General features: G+C 74.3%; 12 protein-coding genes. 3 read left to right on the forward strand and 9 right to left on the reverse strand.

Annotated elements, in window-relative coordinates:
- Nucleotides 1-45 precede the first annotated feature (45 nt).
- On the forward strand, nt 46-1,083 hold the full coding sequence (locus tag ACFVU7_RS07915; protein WP_388044649.1) for an ABC transporter substrate-binding protein: 1,038 nt from the start codon (nt 46-48) through the stop codon (nt 1,081-1,083).
- A 126-nt stretch (nt 1,084-1,209) separates the two neighbouring features.
- On the opposite strand, the gene ACFVU7_RS07920 is transcribed toward ACFVU7_RS07915, so the two are convergent.
- From ACFVU7_RS07920 to ACFVU7_RS07940, 5 genes are all read right to left on the reverse strand, one after another.
- Nucleotides 1,210-2,148: a CPBP family intramembrane glutamic endopeptidase gene (locus tag ACFVU7_RS07920; protein WP_388044650.1), complete on the reverse strand. Its 939-nt coding sequence runs from the start codon at nt 2,146-2,148 to the stop codon at nt 1,210-1,212.
- A 395-nt stretch (nt 2,149-2,543) separates the two neighbouring features.
- Nucleotides 2,544-4,181 (reverse strand): M4 family metallopeptidase, encoded by a 1,638-nt coding sequence (locus tag ACFVU7_RS07925; RefSeq protein ID WP_388044651.1) that lies wholly within the window; start codon nt 4,179-4,181, stop codon nt 2,544-2,546.
- Between the two features lie 692 nt (nt 4,182-4,873).
- Nucleotides 4,874-6,940 carry a serine/threonine-protein kinase gene (locus ACFVU7_RS07930; protein WP_388044652.1) on the reverse strand — a complete coding sequence of 689 codons (2,067 nt, stop codon included), beginning with the start codon at nt 6,938-6,940 and terminating at the stop codon, nt 4,874-4,876.
- Between the two features lie 113 nt (nt 6,941-7,053).
- Nucleotides 7,054-7,995 (reverse strand): alpha/beta fold hydrolase, encoded by a 942-nt coding sequence (locus tag ACFVU7_RS07935; RefSeq protein WP_388044653.1) that lies wholly within the window; start codon nt 7,993-7,995, stop codon nt 7,054-7,056.
- Nucleotides 7,996-8,144: 149 nt separating this feature from the next.
- Complete coding sequence (locus tag ACFVU7_RS07940; protein ID WP_074004258.1) at nt 8,145-8,903, reverse strand: dienelactone hydrolase family protein; 759 nt, start codon at nt 8,901-8,903, stop codon at nt 8,145-8,147.
- Between the two features lie 167 nt (nt 8,904-9,070).
- Here ACFVU7_RS07940 and ACFVU7_RS07945 point away from each other — a divergent pair, with 167 nt between their 5' ends.
- On the forward strand, nt 9,071-9,484 hold the full coding sequence (locus tag ACFVU7_RS07945) for a DUF6191 domain-containing protein (protein ID WP_388044654.1): 414 nt from the start codon (nt 9,071-9,073) through the stop codon (nt 9,482-9,484).
- Here ACFVU7_RS07945 and ACFVU7_RS07950 read toward each other — a convergent pair.
- Nucleotides 9,445-9,846 (reverse strand): VOC family protein, encoded by a 402-nt coding sequence (locus tag ACFVU7_RS07950; RefSeq protein ID WP_074004433.1) that lies wholly within the window; start codon nt 9,844-9,846, stop codon nt 9,445-9,447. The two genes, ACFVU7_RS07945 and ACFVU7_RS07950, sit on opposite strands and share 40 nt — an antisense overlap.
- Before the next feature lie 66 nt (nt 9,847-9,912).
- The gene (locus tag ACFVU7_RS07955; RefSeq protein WP_388044655.1) at nt 9,913-10,770 is read right to left on the reverse strand and encodes a (2Fe-2S)-binding protein; all 858 of its coding nucleotides are present in this window, start codon (nt 10,768-10,770) and stop codon (nt 9,913-9,915) included.
- 339 nt (nt 10,771-11,109) lie between these two features.
- Between ACFVU7_RS07955 and ACFVU7_RS07960 the strand changes: the two genes are divergently transcribed.
- The gene (locus tag ACFVU7_RS07960; protein WP_049651877.1) at nt 11,110-11,907 is read left to right on the forward strand and encodes an inositol monophosphatase family protein; all 798 of its coding nucleotides are present in this window, start codon (nt 11,110-11,112) and stop codon (nt 11,905-11,907) included.
- 41 nt (nt 11,908-11,948) lie between these two features.
- Here the strand turns inward: ACFVU7_RS07960 and ACFVU7_RS07965 are convergent, their stop codons facing one another.
- A complete protein-coding gene (locus ACFVU7_RS07965) occupies nt 11,949-13,463 on the reverse strand; it encodes a pyridoxal-dependent decarboxylase (RefSeq protein ID WP_234348391.1) in 1,515 nt (504 codons plus the stop codon).
- Complete coding sequence (locus ACFVU7_RS07970; protein WP_388044656.1) at nt 13,460-14,893, reverse strand: diaminobutyrate--2-oxoglutarate transaminase; 1,434 nt, start codon at nt 14,891-14,893, stop codon at nt 13,460-13,462. Before ACFVU7_RS07970 ends, ACFVU7_RS07965 begins: the two co-directional genes overlap by 4 nt.
- Nucleotides 14,894-15,126: the final 233 nt, after the last annotated feature.

A 15,126-nucleotide genomic window follows, 5' to 3' on the forward strand; every position in this document is an offset into this window, starting at 1 on the left:
GGGCAGGGATTCCCGCGCCCTGCCCGTACGTTGGAGGTGCCGCCGATGGCCCGACCGCTCAACCGCCGCGCCGCTCTCGGCCTCGCCGCCGGGCTCGCCCCGGGGCTCGTGCTCGCCGCGTGCGGGTCCGACTCCCCGGCGCCGGGCGGCGGTTCGTCCGGTGGTGGTTCGTCGGGCTCCGGTTCGTCCGACTCCGGTTCGTCCGGTGGTGGTTCGGCCGGCTCCGGCGGCACCCGGACGGTCCGGCACGCGCGCGGCGAGAGCACCGTGCCGGCCCGGGCGAGCCGGGTGGTGGCCCTGGACACCGACGCGCTGGACTCGGTGGTCACCCTCGGCCTCAGCCCGGTCGGCGCCACCACCGTCACCGCGGGCGCCCCGTTCCCCGCCTACCTGCCCGCCGAGCGGCTGTCCGGGACGAAGCCCGTCGGGGCCATCGGCCAGCCCAGCCTGGAGACGATCGCGGCACTGCGGCCGGACCTCATCCTGAGCAACCAGGTCCGCGACGACAAGCGGTACGACGAACTGTCGAAGATCGCGCCGACGGTGCTCTCCAAGACCACCGGACCGACCTGGAAGGAGAACGTCCGGCTGCACGCCGAGGCGCTGGGCCGGCAGGCCGAGGCCGACGCGGCGGACGCGGCGTACCGGACGAAGCTGCGGGACCTGGTCACCGCGCTCGGCGGACCGGCCAGGGCGGCGGCCACCCGGGTCGAGATGGCCCGCTTCCTGGCGGGTGCGCCGACCAGGCTCTACCTGAACGACACCTTCGTCGGCTCGCTGTTCAAGGATCTGGGGCTCGGGCGGCCCGCCAACCAGGACAAGCCCGGTTTCTCGATGGAGATCAGCCCCGAACAGGTGGACCAGGCCGCGGCCGACGTCATCTTCTACGCGGTGTACGGGGACGCGGCCAAGTCCGACCAGGGGAAGATCACCGAGGGGGCGCTCTGGAAGAACCTGGACGCCGTACGCAACGGGCGGGTGTTCCGGGTGGACGACAACCTGTGGATGCTCGGCATCGGCTACACCGGGGCCGGGCTGATCCTGGACGAGATCCGCAAGGACATGGCACCGGCGGGCGGGTGACGGACGACGGGTGACCGCGAACAGACGACAGGCGACAGACGACAGCTAACAGATTTCAGATAACAGATGATGAAATCTGTCATCTGACATCCGTCACCCGTCATCCGCCGCCCGCCACGGCGCGCGTCACCCCTGCCCGTACCGGCCCGGCCGCAGTCGCCCGGTGAAGGCGAGGAAGGCCACGAACCCGCCGAGGACGACCCAGCCGGGCCAGCCCGCCAGCGACATCGTGAGCGGGTCCAGCTCGGCGTCCGGGTCCGCGAACTCCCGGACCATCGACACGCTCATGCTGCTCGTGAAGGCGTGCGCCAGCACCGCCGGGACCACCGACCCCGAGCGCAGCCTCAGCCAGGTGAAGACCGGCAGGACGAGCACACAGCTGACCGTCAGCGCGGGCACCGCCAGGTACCACGGCCGCCCCGGGTACTGGCCGCCCATCAGCAGCGTCGGCAGGTGCCAGAGCGCGAAGGCCGTCCCCGCGAGCAGGTACGCCCGGACCAGCACCACCCTGCCACCGGCGCCCTCACCCCCGCCCTCTCGCCGGCCGAGCAGCAGCAACCGGGGGAAGAGGAAGCCCTGCCAGCCGATCTCCTCGCCGAAGAACAGCGGCAGCGAGAGCACCATCCCGATCAGGCCCTGGACCGCCCACGATCCGATCCGCCCCGCGTCCAGCGAGCCGAAGCCGGCGAACGGGTAGCTGCCCGCCAGCGCGCCGAGTGCCAGCGTCGCGGCCGTCAGCCCGCCGAGCACCCCGAGCGGCAGCAGGCAGGCCCGGACCGCGCGGGCCCGGGGCCGCGGCCAGCGCAGTGCCAGCGCCTCCCGTACCCTGCCGCCCCGCTCGACGAGGCGGACCACCAGCAGCGCCGCCAGCGCCGGGGCCAGCATGGCGGCCGCGATGCAGATCTGCTCCAGCGCGCCGACCCCCTCCCGGGCGTCGGTGCGCTGGTAGCCCTCGGCGAGCAGCGGGGTCATCGCCGCCCACATCCCGGCGTAGGCGAGCACCAGGTAGACCAGCAGGCCGCGCCGTCGGACGGCGCTCGGCGGGGTTCGTGTCAGTAGCGTCATGCTGAGGACGCTACGGATCCGGAGGTTCGCCCCGGAACCAAGTGCACTGCCGTTCCCGGGGGTTGTCCACTACCGCCGCGATGGTCGAGTTTTCTGGGTGTACGGGGGCCCGCCGGAGGTGCTACCAGGGCCCCGCGCCCTGCTGTCCACCCTCGCGTGCGCCACGAATCGCCACGGAAGCTGCACGGAAAGGAAAATTGACGTATCGTCAGGCGTCACACAGCGGGGGCGACGGTGGTCCGCTCACCGTCGCCCCCGCCGTACTCCCCCGCCGGCCGGCACCCACGGCCCGGCGGGGCCCTCCACACCTCCCCGGGCCCGGGCCTGATGGGTTCAGGCCCGGGCCCGGTTCAGCTCCGGGCTGGACTCATGCCCGAAGTCTCCCCGGAGCCTGGTCAGTTGACGTTGACGGCCGTCCAGGTGGCGGCGACCGCGTTGTACTCCGCGCTGCCCGCCCCGTACAGGTCCGCCGCCGCGCTGAGGGTGCCCGCACGGGCGCCCGCGTAGTCGGTGGTGGAGGTGAAGTACGTGGTCAGCGCGCGGTACCAGATCTGCGCGGCCTTGTCCCGGCCGATGCCCGCGAGCGTGGAGTTGTCGTACGTCGGGCTGTTGTAGCTGAACCCGTTGATGGTCTTCGCGCCGCTGCCCTCGGACAGCAGGTAGAAGAAGTGGTTCGCCACCCCGGACGAGTAGTGCACGTCCAGGTTGCCGACGTTCGCGTCCCAGTAGTCCGCCGAGCCGCCGTCCTTGCTCGGCTGGTCCATGTACCGCAGCGGCGTGCCGTTGCCGTTGAGGTTGATCAGCTCGCCGATCCAGTAGTTCGGCGGGTTGGAGGGCAGGTTGGCGTACCACTCGACCATCGTGCCCATGATGTCCGAGGTGGCCTCGTTGAGGCCGCCGGACTCGCCCGCGTAGTTGAGGTTCGCGGTGGCCGCGGTCACGCCGTGGCTCATCTCGTGGCCGGCCACGTCGATCTCGGTGAGCGGTGCGGTGTTGTTGCTGCCGTCGCCGTACGACATGCAGAAGCAGCTGTCGTCCCAGAAGGCGTTGACGTAGTTGGAGCCGTAGTGCACCCGGCTCAGGGCGCCGACGCCGTCGTTGCGGATGCCGTTGCGGCCGAAGGTGCTCTTGTAGAAGTCCCAGGTGGTGGCGGCACCGAACTGGGCGTCCACGGCGGCGGATTCGCGGTTGTTGACGGTGCCGTCGCCGAAGCTGTTGCTGGTGTTGGCGAACAGCGAGCCGGTGCCGTCGGTGCCGTTGTTGAGGTCGCTGGTGGACTGGCCGCCGCGACCGGCGTCCTTCAGCTGGTAGTTCGAGCCGCTCTGGGTGGTGGCCAACGGGACCTGGCCGACGAAGATGCCGTTGCCGGTGCCGGCCGCGGTCTCGATCGTCTCGTGGGTGGCGAGGACCCGGCCGTCGGCCGCGTCGGTGACCAGGATCTGGCGGCTCGGGGTGCCGTCGGCGCGCTGGCCCTCGACCGTGGTGCGGTACGCCAGGCGCGGGTTGCCGTCGGTGGCCCAGACCACCAGCTCGGCCTTGCCGGCCTGGTGGACCTCGGTGAGCGGCGACTCGTCGGCGTCGGCGCGCGCCCCGATGGTGGCCTTGACCCCGGCGGTGACCTGCGTGGCGGCCTGGTCGGCGGCGATCTTCGGGGTCGTGTTCGGCAGCGCGATCCGGGCGGCGACCGCCTTGTCGACCGACTTCACCGAGCCGTCGGCCTTCTGATGGACGACCAGGTCGCCACCGATCACCGGCAGGCCGGCGTAGGTGCGCTCGAAGCGCAGGTGGCGGGTGCCGTCCTTGTCCACCGCGGCGTCCTTGGCGACCAGCTGCTCCTTGTCGCCGAGCTTGAGCGCCTTGGCCAGCGGGCCGGCCTGACCGGCCGCCAGCTTGAGCGCGGTCGCGTGCTGCTGGGCGGCCTGGGCCTGCAGCGAGGGGGTGGGAGCGGCCTGGGCGGCGGTGCTCACCTGGATCACACCGGTCAACAGGGCCGTGGCCGAGAGTACGGCGACGGCCGCGAGCTTACGCTTCACGTACGAGTCCTTCCGGGAATCCGCGTCTGGGCGCGGTCGCACCGCGTCCCGGGGGGCCGGGTCGGCACCTGTGGGGCGGGACGGGCACTGACGTGCGGGAACCCCGTGCAGTCGAGCGGTTCGCCACCGATGGGTGGGGGTGGGGCTACCGCTGGGGGATGACCAGAAGCATGACAATCCAGCAGGTGAATTGACAGGTCTTGCTCAGCAATTGGCCAGGTCCCGCCATCGGGTAAAGAGCCTCCAATCAGCAGACGAACCCGGGCAATTCACCACATCCCGCCAAGGGCTCCGTCCCGAACGACGCCCGGTCGCCTGCACCTACGGGAATCCACCCGCCGCCCGCCGCACGCCGACCCGACGAGCGGGCCCGGCCGGCCGTCGATCGACTTTTACATGTGTGTAGAAGACTCCATACGGTTCCTTGACACGCCGGTGGCGAGGTCCCGCCACCTCGACCCCCTTGAACACCGGGAGGTCGTCTGCTAGTCAGCCGACCGTCACCGTCACCGCCCGGACCGCAGGACCACCTCCCTGCGCGCGAGTCGGGGGACGGCAGCAGAGGGAAGCGACGGCACGGCTGCGCTGGAGCCCACGGCTCCTCCTTCACGGGGCGGTGGTGGTGGTCACCGGCAGCCTCACAGGCCGCTCGCGCACCCCGCGCCGCGAGTTCTCATGCCTCGGGCGGGCCCCTACTGCAGCCGCCACTCCTGGGCGGCGTTGCCGGGGGTGCAGGAGACCATGGTGACGGCGCTGCCGGGGCCGTTGTTGGTCATGCAGGACTGGTTCTGGTAGTCGCCCAGCGTGTACGAGCCGGCCGAACTGCCGGTGCGCATCGTCCAGTTGGTGAGGAAGCTGAGGCCGTTGCTCAGCACGACCTTCCCGTCCATCGTCTGGACCAGCTGCGGGCCGCCGTTGTTGCAGGCGTTGAACAGGATCCACATGCCGGGGTTGGTCGAGCGCACCCAGCCGTACTGCGCGTGACCGCCGACGACGATCGGGTTGTCGCCGTTCAGGTTGTCGTCGCGCATCCCGATCGCGCGGCCGTCCTTCGCGCTGACGATGGTGCTCCAGCTGGTGCCGCCGCAGGACGCGGGCCGGGGCGGGCTCTGCGGGACGCTGGTGGTCCCGCCGTTGGCGCTCTGGGCCGGAGGCTGAGGGTTCTGGTTGGCGGGCGGGTTGGGCGGGTTGCCGCCGCCGGGCTGGCTCCCCTGACCGGCCGACGACGCCCCGCCGGCGGCCGCGCCCGTACCACCGGTCCGGGCGCCACCCGAACCGGCAGAGGCGCCCGAACCGCCGCTGCCGCCCTGACCACCGGTGGCCGACACCGGCGGGACCGGGACCTGCGGCTGGTTCTGGGCGGCGCCGGGAGCCGGCTGGTCGGGGCCCGGGGTGGCCGCCGGGGTGTCGGTCGGCGCCGGGGTGGTCGGCGCGGTGGTGGTCGCGGGCGCCGAGGTGGCGGTGCCCGGGGTCACGGGGGCGGTGACCACCACGGTCGGCTGGGCGCCGGGCGACTGGGCCGCGTCGGTGCCGCCGGCCCCGCGGTCGACCAGCAGGACGGTCGCCGTGCCCATCGAGATGACCACGGGGATGACGACGGGCACCAGCAGGGTGCGCCGGGACCGCCGCCGACCGGGTTCGGTCTGCGCCTGCGGCTCCACCTTCGCCACCTCGTCCGGTGCCGGGGCGCCACCCGCGGCGGGCACCACCACCGCCCCGCCCTTGACCAGCGCCACGGCCGCGCCACCCTGGGCCGGCCCGGCCGCACCGTCCTTCGCGGGCTCCGCGGCACCGCCCTCGGCGGCCGGGCCCGCACCACCCGGGACCGCACCGCCCTCGGCCGCCGGGCCCGCACCGGGCCGGAGCGGTAGGGTCCCGCTGTCGGCCGCGCCGGCCTTCCCCGGCGTCTGCCCGCCGCCGGCGAAGCCCTCCCCCGCGAGCGCCGCCCGGACCGCCCTCGCCATCTCCGCCGCGTCCGCGTACCGCTCCTCGGGCTTCTTGGCGAGCGCCCGGGCGACCAGTGCCCGTACCGGCGCCGGAAAGGTGTCCGGCAGTTCCGGCACCGGCTGGTTGACGTGCTTGAGCGCGATCTGGAGCGGCCCGTCACCGGAGTACGGCGGCTCGCCGACCAGCAGTTCGTAGCAGACCACGCCGATCGAGTACAGGTCGGTGGCCGGTCCGAGGTTCACGCCCTCGGCCTGCTCCGGGGACATGTAGAGCGCGGTGCCGATGATCGCGAACGGGGCGGTGAGCTTGGTGCTGGCGAGCGCCCGGGCGATGCCGAAGTCGGTGATGGCCACCCGGCCGTCCGAACGCACCATCAGGTTGGACGGCTTGATGTCCCGGTGGACGATCTCCCGCTGGTGCGCGGCGTGCAGCGCGTCCAGGGCTCCGGCCACCAGGTCGAGGGTGCGCTCGACGCCCATCGGTCCGGTGTCCTTGAGCACCCGGTCCAGCGGACGGCCGTCGATCAGCTCCATGACGATGTAGGCGCAGCGCTCCTCGCCGTCCCCGCCGCTCTCGCCGTAGTCGTGGACGCCCACCACACCGGGGTGGTCGACCGCGGCGACCAGCTGGGCCTCGCGGCGGAAGCGCTGGGCGGAGGTGTCGTCCTCCAGCAGCTCCGAGCGCAGGATCTTGACCGCGACCCTGCGCGCCAGCACGGTGTCCTCGGCCTTCCAGACCGAGCCCATGGCGCCGCCGCCGATCTTCTCGACCAGCTCGTACCGCCCGCCGAGCACGGTGCCCGCGCCGCTCATACCCCTGCTCCCCCGTGTCATGACCCCACCCCCGCGGGTCGTCGGCACACAGTGTGCCAGAGGGTGTCGTGGACTCAGTCGTGCAGGTCCGAAAAGGAATTGGGCGCGAGTTGTCAGTCCTTGAGGAAATATCGAGCATGGTCCGCGACTTCCCGGACAGCCGAGACGACCGCCTGGGGCCGGTCGGCCTGGATGGCGTGACCGGCGCCGAGCACCGTGCCGTGCGTCCCCCGGACGGCGCTCCTCGCGACACCCGCCTGCAGGGCGGTCCAGCGGACGCGCATCGCCCTGGGCAGCCCCCGGGTCGCGCTCAGGACGGCCAGCGGCGCCTCGGTCGGCGGAGCCCCGGCCCGGCGACGACGGATCTCGGGGACGGCGGCGGCGGTCAGCCCCAGTTCGGCGAGGAGGGCACACCGCTGGTGCCGGTGCGCGATCACGGCCGCCTCGGCCCGGGCGAGCGGCTCCTCCGGTTCGGGCGAGGTCGGCGACAGCGCCGTCCGGTACAGCCAGAGCCGGTACAGCCAGAGCCGGTTCAGCACGGCCTCGGCGACCTGGATGGACCGCGGCTGGAACTCCTCGTGCGCCGGGTCCACGAGCACCTGCCCGGCCACCAGCTCCGGCCGCTGCCAGGCGAGGAGTTGGGCCAGCTGGCCGCCCCAGCTGTGCCCGACCAGGAGGGCCGGGCCCGCGTCCAGGTGCCGCACGAGGGCGGCCAGGTCGGCGAGCTGGCCGTTCAGCGTCAGGGCGGTGGACCGCTCGGGCTCGCTGGCTCCCAGCCCGGCCCGGTCGTACGCCACGACCCTCCCGTACCGGGCGAGTTCGGGCAGGACGGCCGACCAGGTGAGCGCCGACGTCCCGGCGCCCGCGATCAGGACCACCGGCACGGCGCCGCCCCGGCCGGCCTCCACCCAGCGCAACGCCCGTCCGTCCCGGTCCAGTTCGCCGGTGCGCACGCCGCCGGGCAGGTGCTCGCCGAGCGCCCGGGCGACGGCCTCCTGGACGCTCCGCAGACCCGGCCCGGCGGGCTTTCCCCGCGTGCCCTGACTGGTGTTCATGTGTCGTCCCCCTGGATCCCTCGTTCGGCCCCGTTCCCCCGGGCCTGGTTCCGACCGGCCTGCGAGCGGCCTCGGGCAGTCCTCAGACCTGTCCGGTACCGGTCTCAGGCAATCATCAGACCGGCCCCGGACAGTTCTCCGACGGCCCCTCAGGCAGGCAGGGCCCGCTTCAGCAGCCCGAGCAGCGCCTCCCAGTGCCGCTCGGCCGCCACCGCGTCGTAGCGGTTGGTGTCGGCCTGGGTGTAGCCGTGCGGGGCGCCGGCGTAGACCTCCGCCCGGTACCGGACACCGGCGGCGGTGAGGGCCGCGGCGAGCCGGTCGATCTGCTCGGGCGGCAGCGACGGGTCCTCGTCCGCGTGGCCGAAGTACAGCTCCGCGGTGATCCGGTCGGCGCCCAGGTGCGGGCTGTCCGGGCTGTCGGTGGCGAGCCTGCCGCCGTGGAACCCGGCCGCGACGGCGATCCGGTCCGGGTGGCTGGCGGCGGCGCGCAGCGCCAGCATGGCCCCGAAGCAGTAGCCGGTCAGGCCGACCGGGCCGTCCTGGACCAGCGGGGACTCGGCGAGCCAGCGCAGGTACGCGTCCGCGTCGCGGGAGTTCGCGTCCGGGGTGAGCGTTTCGATCAGCGGGAAGATCCGGCCGAAGAGTTCGTCGGCCTGCTCCAGGTCGATGCGCTCCGGCAGGTCGAAGACCGGCGCGCGGCCGGCGCGGTAGAAGAGGTTGGGGGCGAGTACGGCGTACCCGGCCGCGGCCAGCCGGTCGGCCATGCCCTCCACGTGCGGCCGGAGGCCGAAGGCGTCCGTGAAGAGGATGACGCCCGGGTGGGCCCGGCCGTCGTCGGGGTGGGCGAGGTAGGCGTCGGCGGTGCCGTCCGCCGTCGGGATGTCCACGAGGGTTCCGCGCACGAGCATGGTGAGGGTGCTCCTTCCGATTCGTCCGGCAGCGTATCCGGTGGACCCGCCGCCCGCCCGTGCGCTTTGCGCCACAGTGCGGCCGCGTCGAACCCGCGTCGAATCCGCGGCGCGCCCACGTGTGCGCCCGGGGGAACGCCGTTGCCCCGTGCGCGCGTTGAGCGGGCATGGGGTGGATCGTGGGTGTGGCGGCGACGGTCGCGGCGGTGCTGGGGCTGGTGCTGCTGGCGGTGTGGCAGGTCCAGGACGAGTCCTCGTCGCGGCCGCGGCGGCGCGGGCCCGGGGTGGGAGCAGGTGCCGGCGGGCTGGAGGAGCTGCACGCGCTGTTCAGCCCGGGCAAGCAGGTGCAGGTCGAGCAGAAGCGGGAGCAGCTCGTGCTCCGGGACGACGAACAGGCCGGGGCGCCGCCGCACTTCGGCGTGGACCTGGACCGGGGCGTGGCGGTGCTGCCCGGCGGGGCCGGAGGACGTGCGCCCGGCCCCGCGGAGCGCGAGGGGATCGGAACGGGTACGGCCGGCCGGGCGCCCCGGGAGCCGGGGGCTCAGGCCCCCCAGGTGCGGGAGCAGAGCACCAGCCGGTAGCCGTCCGGGTCGGCTATCGTCACGCCGTGCTCGTCCCAGTACGGGTTGTGGGACGCGACCCGGGTGCCGCCGGCCTCCTCCAGCCGGGCGACCAGTGCCTCGTCCACCGGGGCGCCGAGGTAGACGACGAACAGGTCGTCCACCGTCGGGGTGGGCTCCAGCGGCCGCTCCGGGTCGTGCGTCAGCTCGAAGTGCCAACTGCCGCCGGGCGGGCCGACCATCAGCAGGTCGTGCTCGCCGGACACCCGCTCGGTGCTGCGCCACTGCACGGCGAGGCCGAGGGCGTCGACGTAGAAGCGCTCGGCCGCCGCGATGTCGCGCGAGGGGCGGGCGATCCGGACCCGCGTGGTGGAATCGATCATGTCGGCGACCATAGCCGATGCCACTGACAGCGAACCAGGCTGTGCGGCCCGGCTGTGGACGGACCGTCAGAGCCGCTGCAGTCGCTCCTCGTCGGAGGTCCGCGGGCAGGTCAGACAGGCGGTGGCCGCGGGCCCGACCGCGTAGTAGAGGCAGCAGGCGAGCCGGGTGCGGGTGTGGTGGGCGCGCCCGTCGGGGGTGTGCAGGCGGCGGAAGTCGGCGCCGCCGGGGAGCGGCAGGGTGCCGCCGGGCAGGACGGCCTCGGCGGCGGCGACGGCGGCGTCCTCCTCGGCGACCGCGACGGCGGCGCCCTCCCCTGCGGCGGCGACGGCACCCTCCTCGCCGAGCATCCGCCCCAGGTACCAGAGGGCGGAGGCCAGATCGTCCGTCACCATGCCCCAGAGCGCCCGGTCGCGGCGCCGGGTGGGACCGGCGAACGCGGCGAGCACCGGTCCGAGGTGCGCGACCACGGCGGCCCGCAGCTCGGCGCGCAGTTCGTCGTCGCCGGGGAGGGTGACGTACCCGCGCGGGCGCAGGGCGAGCGCGCCGGTGGGGGCGTGCAGCCAGAGGTCGGCCGGGTCGACGATCGGGACCCGGCGGGCGAGGTGCCAGGGGCCGGCGATCAGCAGGCAGGCCGACCAGACGTAGTGGTGGAGCAGCCGGGAGGCGGTGACGTGCGGTCGCGGGGCGCGGCCGTGCTCGTCGGCGATGCGGGCCTCCGCACCCGCCAGGACGGCGGCCAGCGCCCGTTCGTCAGTGGCGAGTTCGGCTCCGGAGTGCCAGCCGTCGGCGGCGCCCGGGGCGGGCTCGGCGGCGTCGAGCAGGCGCAGCTCCAGCACCGGGCAGAGCCCCCGCAGCCGCCGGTAGTCGGCGACCAGCGCGGAGGACGCGCAGGGTGCTACGGGCAGGGGTGTTCCGGGAACCATGGGCACTCCCGAGATCGATTCCGCATGATCGATTAAGGTGAGGCTCACCTTACAACGCATCACCGCACCCGATGACCATGCCCAACTCCACCGGTCGGCTCACCGGTCCCGCCGGTCGAAGTGGCCCGAAGGCCGCGGGCGTGGACGCGCCGAAGTGGCCGTCGACGGCCGGGGGCGAACAGCCGACAGATTTCGAAATCTGTCAGCTGTTATCTGTTATCTGTTATCTGTCAGCCATCAACCGTAGGCCGTCAGCCGTTCCACCGCCCCGGACCGCCGCCGCCCCCTTCCTCCGCTCGTGGGAGAGTGGTAGGCAGCGAAGGGAGCGCGAACGTGCTGATGGACAAGGTGGCGGAGATACTCGCCGAGGCGTCGGCCGAGGTGGTGGAGCCGCGCTTCCGGGCGCTGGCCGCCGGTGAGGTGATGGAGAAGGCCCCCGGCGAGATCGTCACGGTCGCCGACCGCGAGGCCGAGGCGATCATCGCCCGTCGACTGCACGAGCTGCTGCCCGTCCCCGTGGTCGGCGAGGAGGCGGTCTCCGCCGACCCGTCGCTCGCCCTGGCCCTCCACGACGAGCCGGCGGCCTGGCTGGTCGACCCGGTGGACGGCACCGCCAACTTCGTCGCCGGCAGACCCGAGTACGCCGTGATGTGCTCCCTGGTCCGCTCCGGCCGGACCGTCGCCTCCTGGATCTGGCAGCCCGCCACCGCCACCGCCTACTGCGCCGAGCTGGGCTCCGGCGCCTGGCGCGACGGCGTGCGCCTGACCCGACCCCCGGCACCGAAGGACGTCGCGAAGCTGCGCGGCTCGGTGAAGAGCCGCTACCTCGACGCCGCGCACCGCCGCCGGCTCCAGGACAACATCGCGGCCTTCGGCGAGATCTCCCCCGGTCGGCACGCCGCCGGGATCGAGTACCCGGACGTCGTCGACGGCCGCTTCGACTTCCTCCTCTACTGGCGCACCCTCCCCTGGGACCACGCCCCGGGCTCCCTCCTGGTCACCGAGGCCGGCGGCGTCTCCGCCCGCCCGGACGGCACCCCGTACCGCCCGGAGGCCCCCGGCTGCGAGGACGGCCTCCTGGTCGCCGCCGACCCCGAGACCTGGGAGCTCACCCGGTCGATCCTCCTCGCCGGCTGACGCCGGGCCCGCCCGGAGCCCCCACGAAACCCCCGTCGGCCCTACCCGGCCCGCTCGCCCGCGACCTTGCGGCCGGCGCCCACCACCTCCCGCACCAGCGCGCCGACCTCCCCCACCGTGGTGTGGGGGTTCAGCAGCGTGAGCTTCAACCGGACCCGGCCCGGACCGTCGCCCGGGAGTTCGGTGCGGCCGACCACCGCCCGGCCCGTGCGCAGCAGCAGGCGCCGCAGCCGGCCGTTCACCTCGTCCAGCGCGGCCTCGTCCGTCACACCGGGGGGCCGGTAGCGGAAGAGGACGGCGGTCAGCACCGGCTCGGCGTAGAGCTCGAGCGCCGGGTCCGCGCGCACGGCGTCGGCTGCGGCAAGCGCCAGGTCGTGGCAGGAGTCGACCAGCCGGCCGAGTCCGTCCCGGCCGAGGGTGCGCAGGGTGACGGCGAGCTTGAAGGCGTCGGCCCGGCGGGTGGTGCGCAGCGAGCGGCCGAGCAGGCTGGGGTAGCCGGCCTGCTCGTCGTCGACCGGGTTGAGGTACTCGGCGCGGCGGGCGAGCGAGACGTAGGTCTCGGCGCGGCGCACCAGGAAGACCCCGGCCGCGGCCGGCTGCCAGCCGAGCTTGTGCCAGTCGAGGGAGACCGAGTCGGCGCGGGCGATGCCGTCGAGCAGCGGGGCGAGCCGGTCGGAGAGCAGCGCCCCGCCGCCGTACGCGGCGTCCACGTGCAGCCAGGCGCCGTAGCGTCCGGCGAGGTCGGCGGCGGCGGAGAGCGGGTCGACGGCTCCGGTGTCGGTGGTGCCCGCGGTGGCGACCACGGCGATCGGGGTCCGTCCGGCCCAGCTGGCCTCGGCCATCGCCCGTTCCAGTTCGTCCTCCCGCATCCGCAGCCCGCGGTCGACCGCGACGGGGATGACGGCCCGCTCGCCGAGGCCGAGCAGGGCGGCGGCGCGCTGGACGGAGAAGTGCGCGGCCTCGGAGGCGAGGATGCAGGGCCGGACGCCGGCCGGGATGCCGTCGAGCTCCACGATGCCGTCGAGCTTCTGGTCGCGCGCCAGCATGAGCCCCATGAGGTTGGACTCGGTGCCGCCGGAGGTGAGGACGCCGGCGGCGCGCTGCGGGTCGTAGCCGACGAGCCCGGCGATCTCGGCGAGCAGCGTGCTCTCCAGGGCGGTGGCGGCGGGGGCCTGGTCCCAGGAGTCCTGGGAGGGGTTGAGGGCGCTGACCGCGAGGTCCGCCGCGGCGGCGACGGCCAGCGGCGGGCAGTGCAGGTGCGCGGCGCAGGCCGGGTCCGCGGGGTCGGCGGCGCCGTAGGCGAGCAGTTGGGTGAGCCGGGCGAGCGCGCCTGGTCCGTCGTCGGTGGCCAGGGCCTCGTCGACGAGTGCGGCGATCTCGGCCGGGCTGCCCGCCGGCACCGGTCCGGAGCGCATGGCGGCGCCCGTCTCCAGGGAGTCGAGGACGGTGGCCAGCAGCGGTCCGAGCGCGCCAGGACCGGCCGCGCCGCCCGCCAGGGCGTCGGTGGCGGCGCCGTCCCGGGGGAGCCCGACGGGGCCGGATCCGGGCCCGCTCACCGGTTGCCCCGCACCGTCGGCGCGCCCGCCGAACCACTCGCCGAACCACCCGTCGGCCCGCCCGTGGACGCCGCCGCGATCGCCTCCGCCAGCCGCTCCAGCACCGCCGCCACCTGCTCGTCGGTGATGGTGAGCGGCGGGAGCAGTCGCAGCACCGCGTCGTGGCGCCCGCCGAGCTCGACGATCAGCCCCCGCGCCAGGCACGCCTCCCGGACCCGCACCGCGAGCGCCGGGTCGGCCGGCCGGGCGCCGCACGCGTCGGGCTCGGCCGCCGGGTCGACCAGTTCGACCCCGAGCATCAGCCCCCGGCCGCGCACGTCGCCGATCACCGGCAGTTCGGCCGTGAGTTCGCGCAGCCGGGCCGCCATCCGCTCGCCGACGACGGCGGCCCGCTCGACCAGCCCGTTCGCCGCGACGTGGCGCAGCGTCGCGGCCCCGGCGGCCATGGCGAGGGTGTTGCCGCGGAAGGTGCCGGTGTGGGCGCCGGGCCGCCAGCCGTCGTAGTCCTCGCGGTAGACGACGACGGCGAGCGGCAGGCTGCCGCCGATGGCCTTGGAGAGGACCATCGCGTCCGGGACGATGCCGCTGTGCTCGATCGCCCACATCGCGCCGGTGCGGCCGACTCCGGTCTGCACCTCGTCGACGATCAGCGGGATGCCGCGCTCGGCGGTGATCCGGCGCATCGCGCGCAGCCAGCCGTCGGGCGCGGGGACGACCCCGCCCTCGCCCTGGACGGCTTCCAGGATCATCGCGGCGGGCGCGACCACACCGCCCGAGGGGTCGTCCAGCAGCCGCTCCACGTAGGTCGCGGCGAGGTCCGCGCCCGCCTCGCCGCCGACCCCGAACGGGCAGCGGTAGCCGTACGGGTAGGGCAGCCGGGCGACCTCGCCGCCGCTCGGCAGCGGCTCCTTGACCGCGACGTTGCCGGTGAGCGCGAGGGCGCCGGCGGTCATGCCGTGGTAGGCGCCGGTGAAGGCGAGCGCGCCGGAGCGGCCGGTGGCGGTCTGCATCAGCTTGAGCGCGGCCTCGACGGCGTCCGTCCCGGCCGGTCCGCAGAAGTGCACCCGGGCGCGGGCGGCGAACTCCGCGGGCAGGCTCTCGAAGAGCGCGCTGGTGAAGTCGTCCTTCTCGGCGGTGGCGAGGTCGAGCAGGTGCAGCGGGGCGCCGCTGTCGAGGGTGCGGCGGATCGCCTCCAGCACCACCGGGTGGTTGTGGCCGAGGGCGAGCGTGCCGGCGCCGGAGAGGCAGTCCAGGTAGCGCCGCCCGTCGGCGCCCTCGACGGTCATGCCGTGGGCGCGGACCGGGACGATCGGGAAGGAGCGGGCGTAGGTTCTGGCTGCGGACTCGCGGACGCGCTGACGGCGCAGGATGGCTTCACCGGCGGCCGGGGCTCCGGAGGCGGCCTGGACGGGTACGGCAGCGAGCGACACGAGAAACCCCCAGGGGAAGTTAGGTAAGCCTAACTTTACTGCCCTTGACCTGGCTGAATGCCCTCGGGGTCCCAGAACCACCCGAGTGAGTGAACCTCCCCCGGTTCCTCCAACGAGCGCCGCGCGGAAAGGTCACGGCCCGGCCCGCACCGGCCGAACCCGACGGTCGGGCCCCGCCCCGCAGGCCCGGTGTCTCAGACCCGGCTCCTCAGGCCCCCTCAGGCCCGGTGCCT

It is taken from the genome of Kitasatospora sp. NPDC058046 (assembly GCF_042885595.1).
GTDB lineage: Bacteria > Actinomycetota > Actinomycetes > Streptomycetales > Streptomycetaceae > Kitasatospora.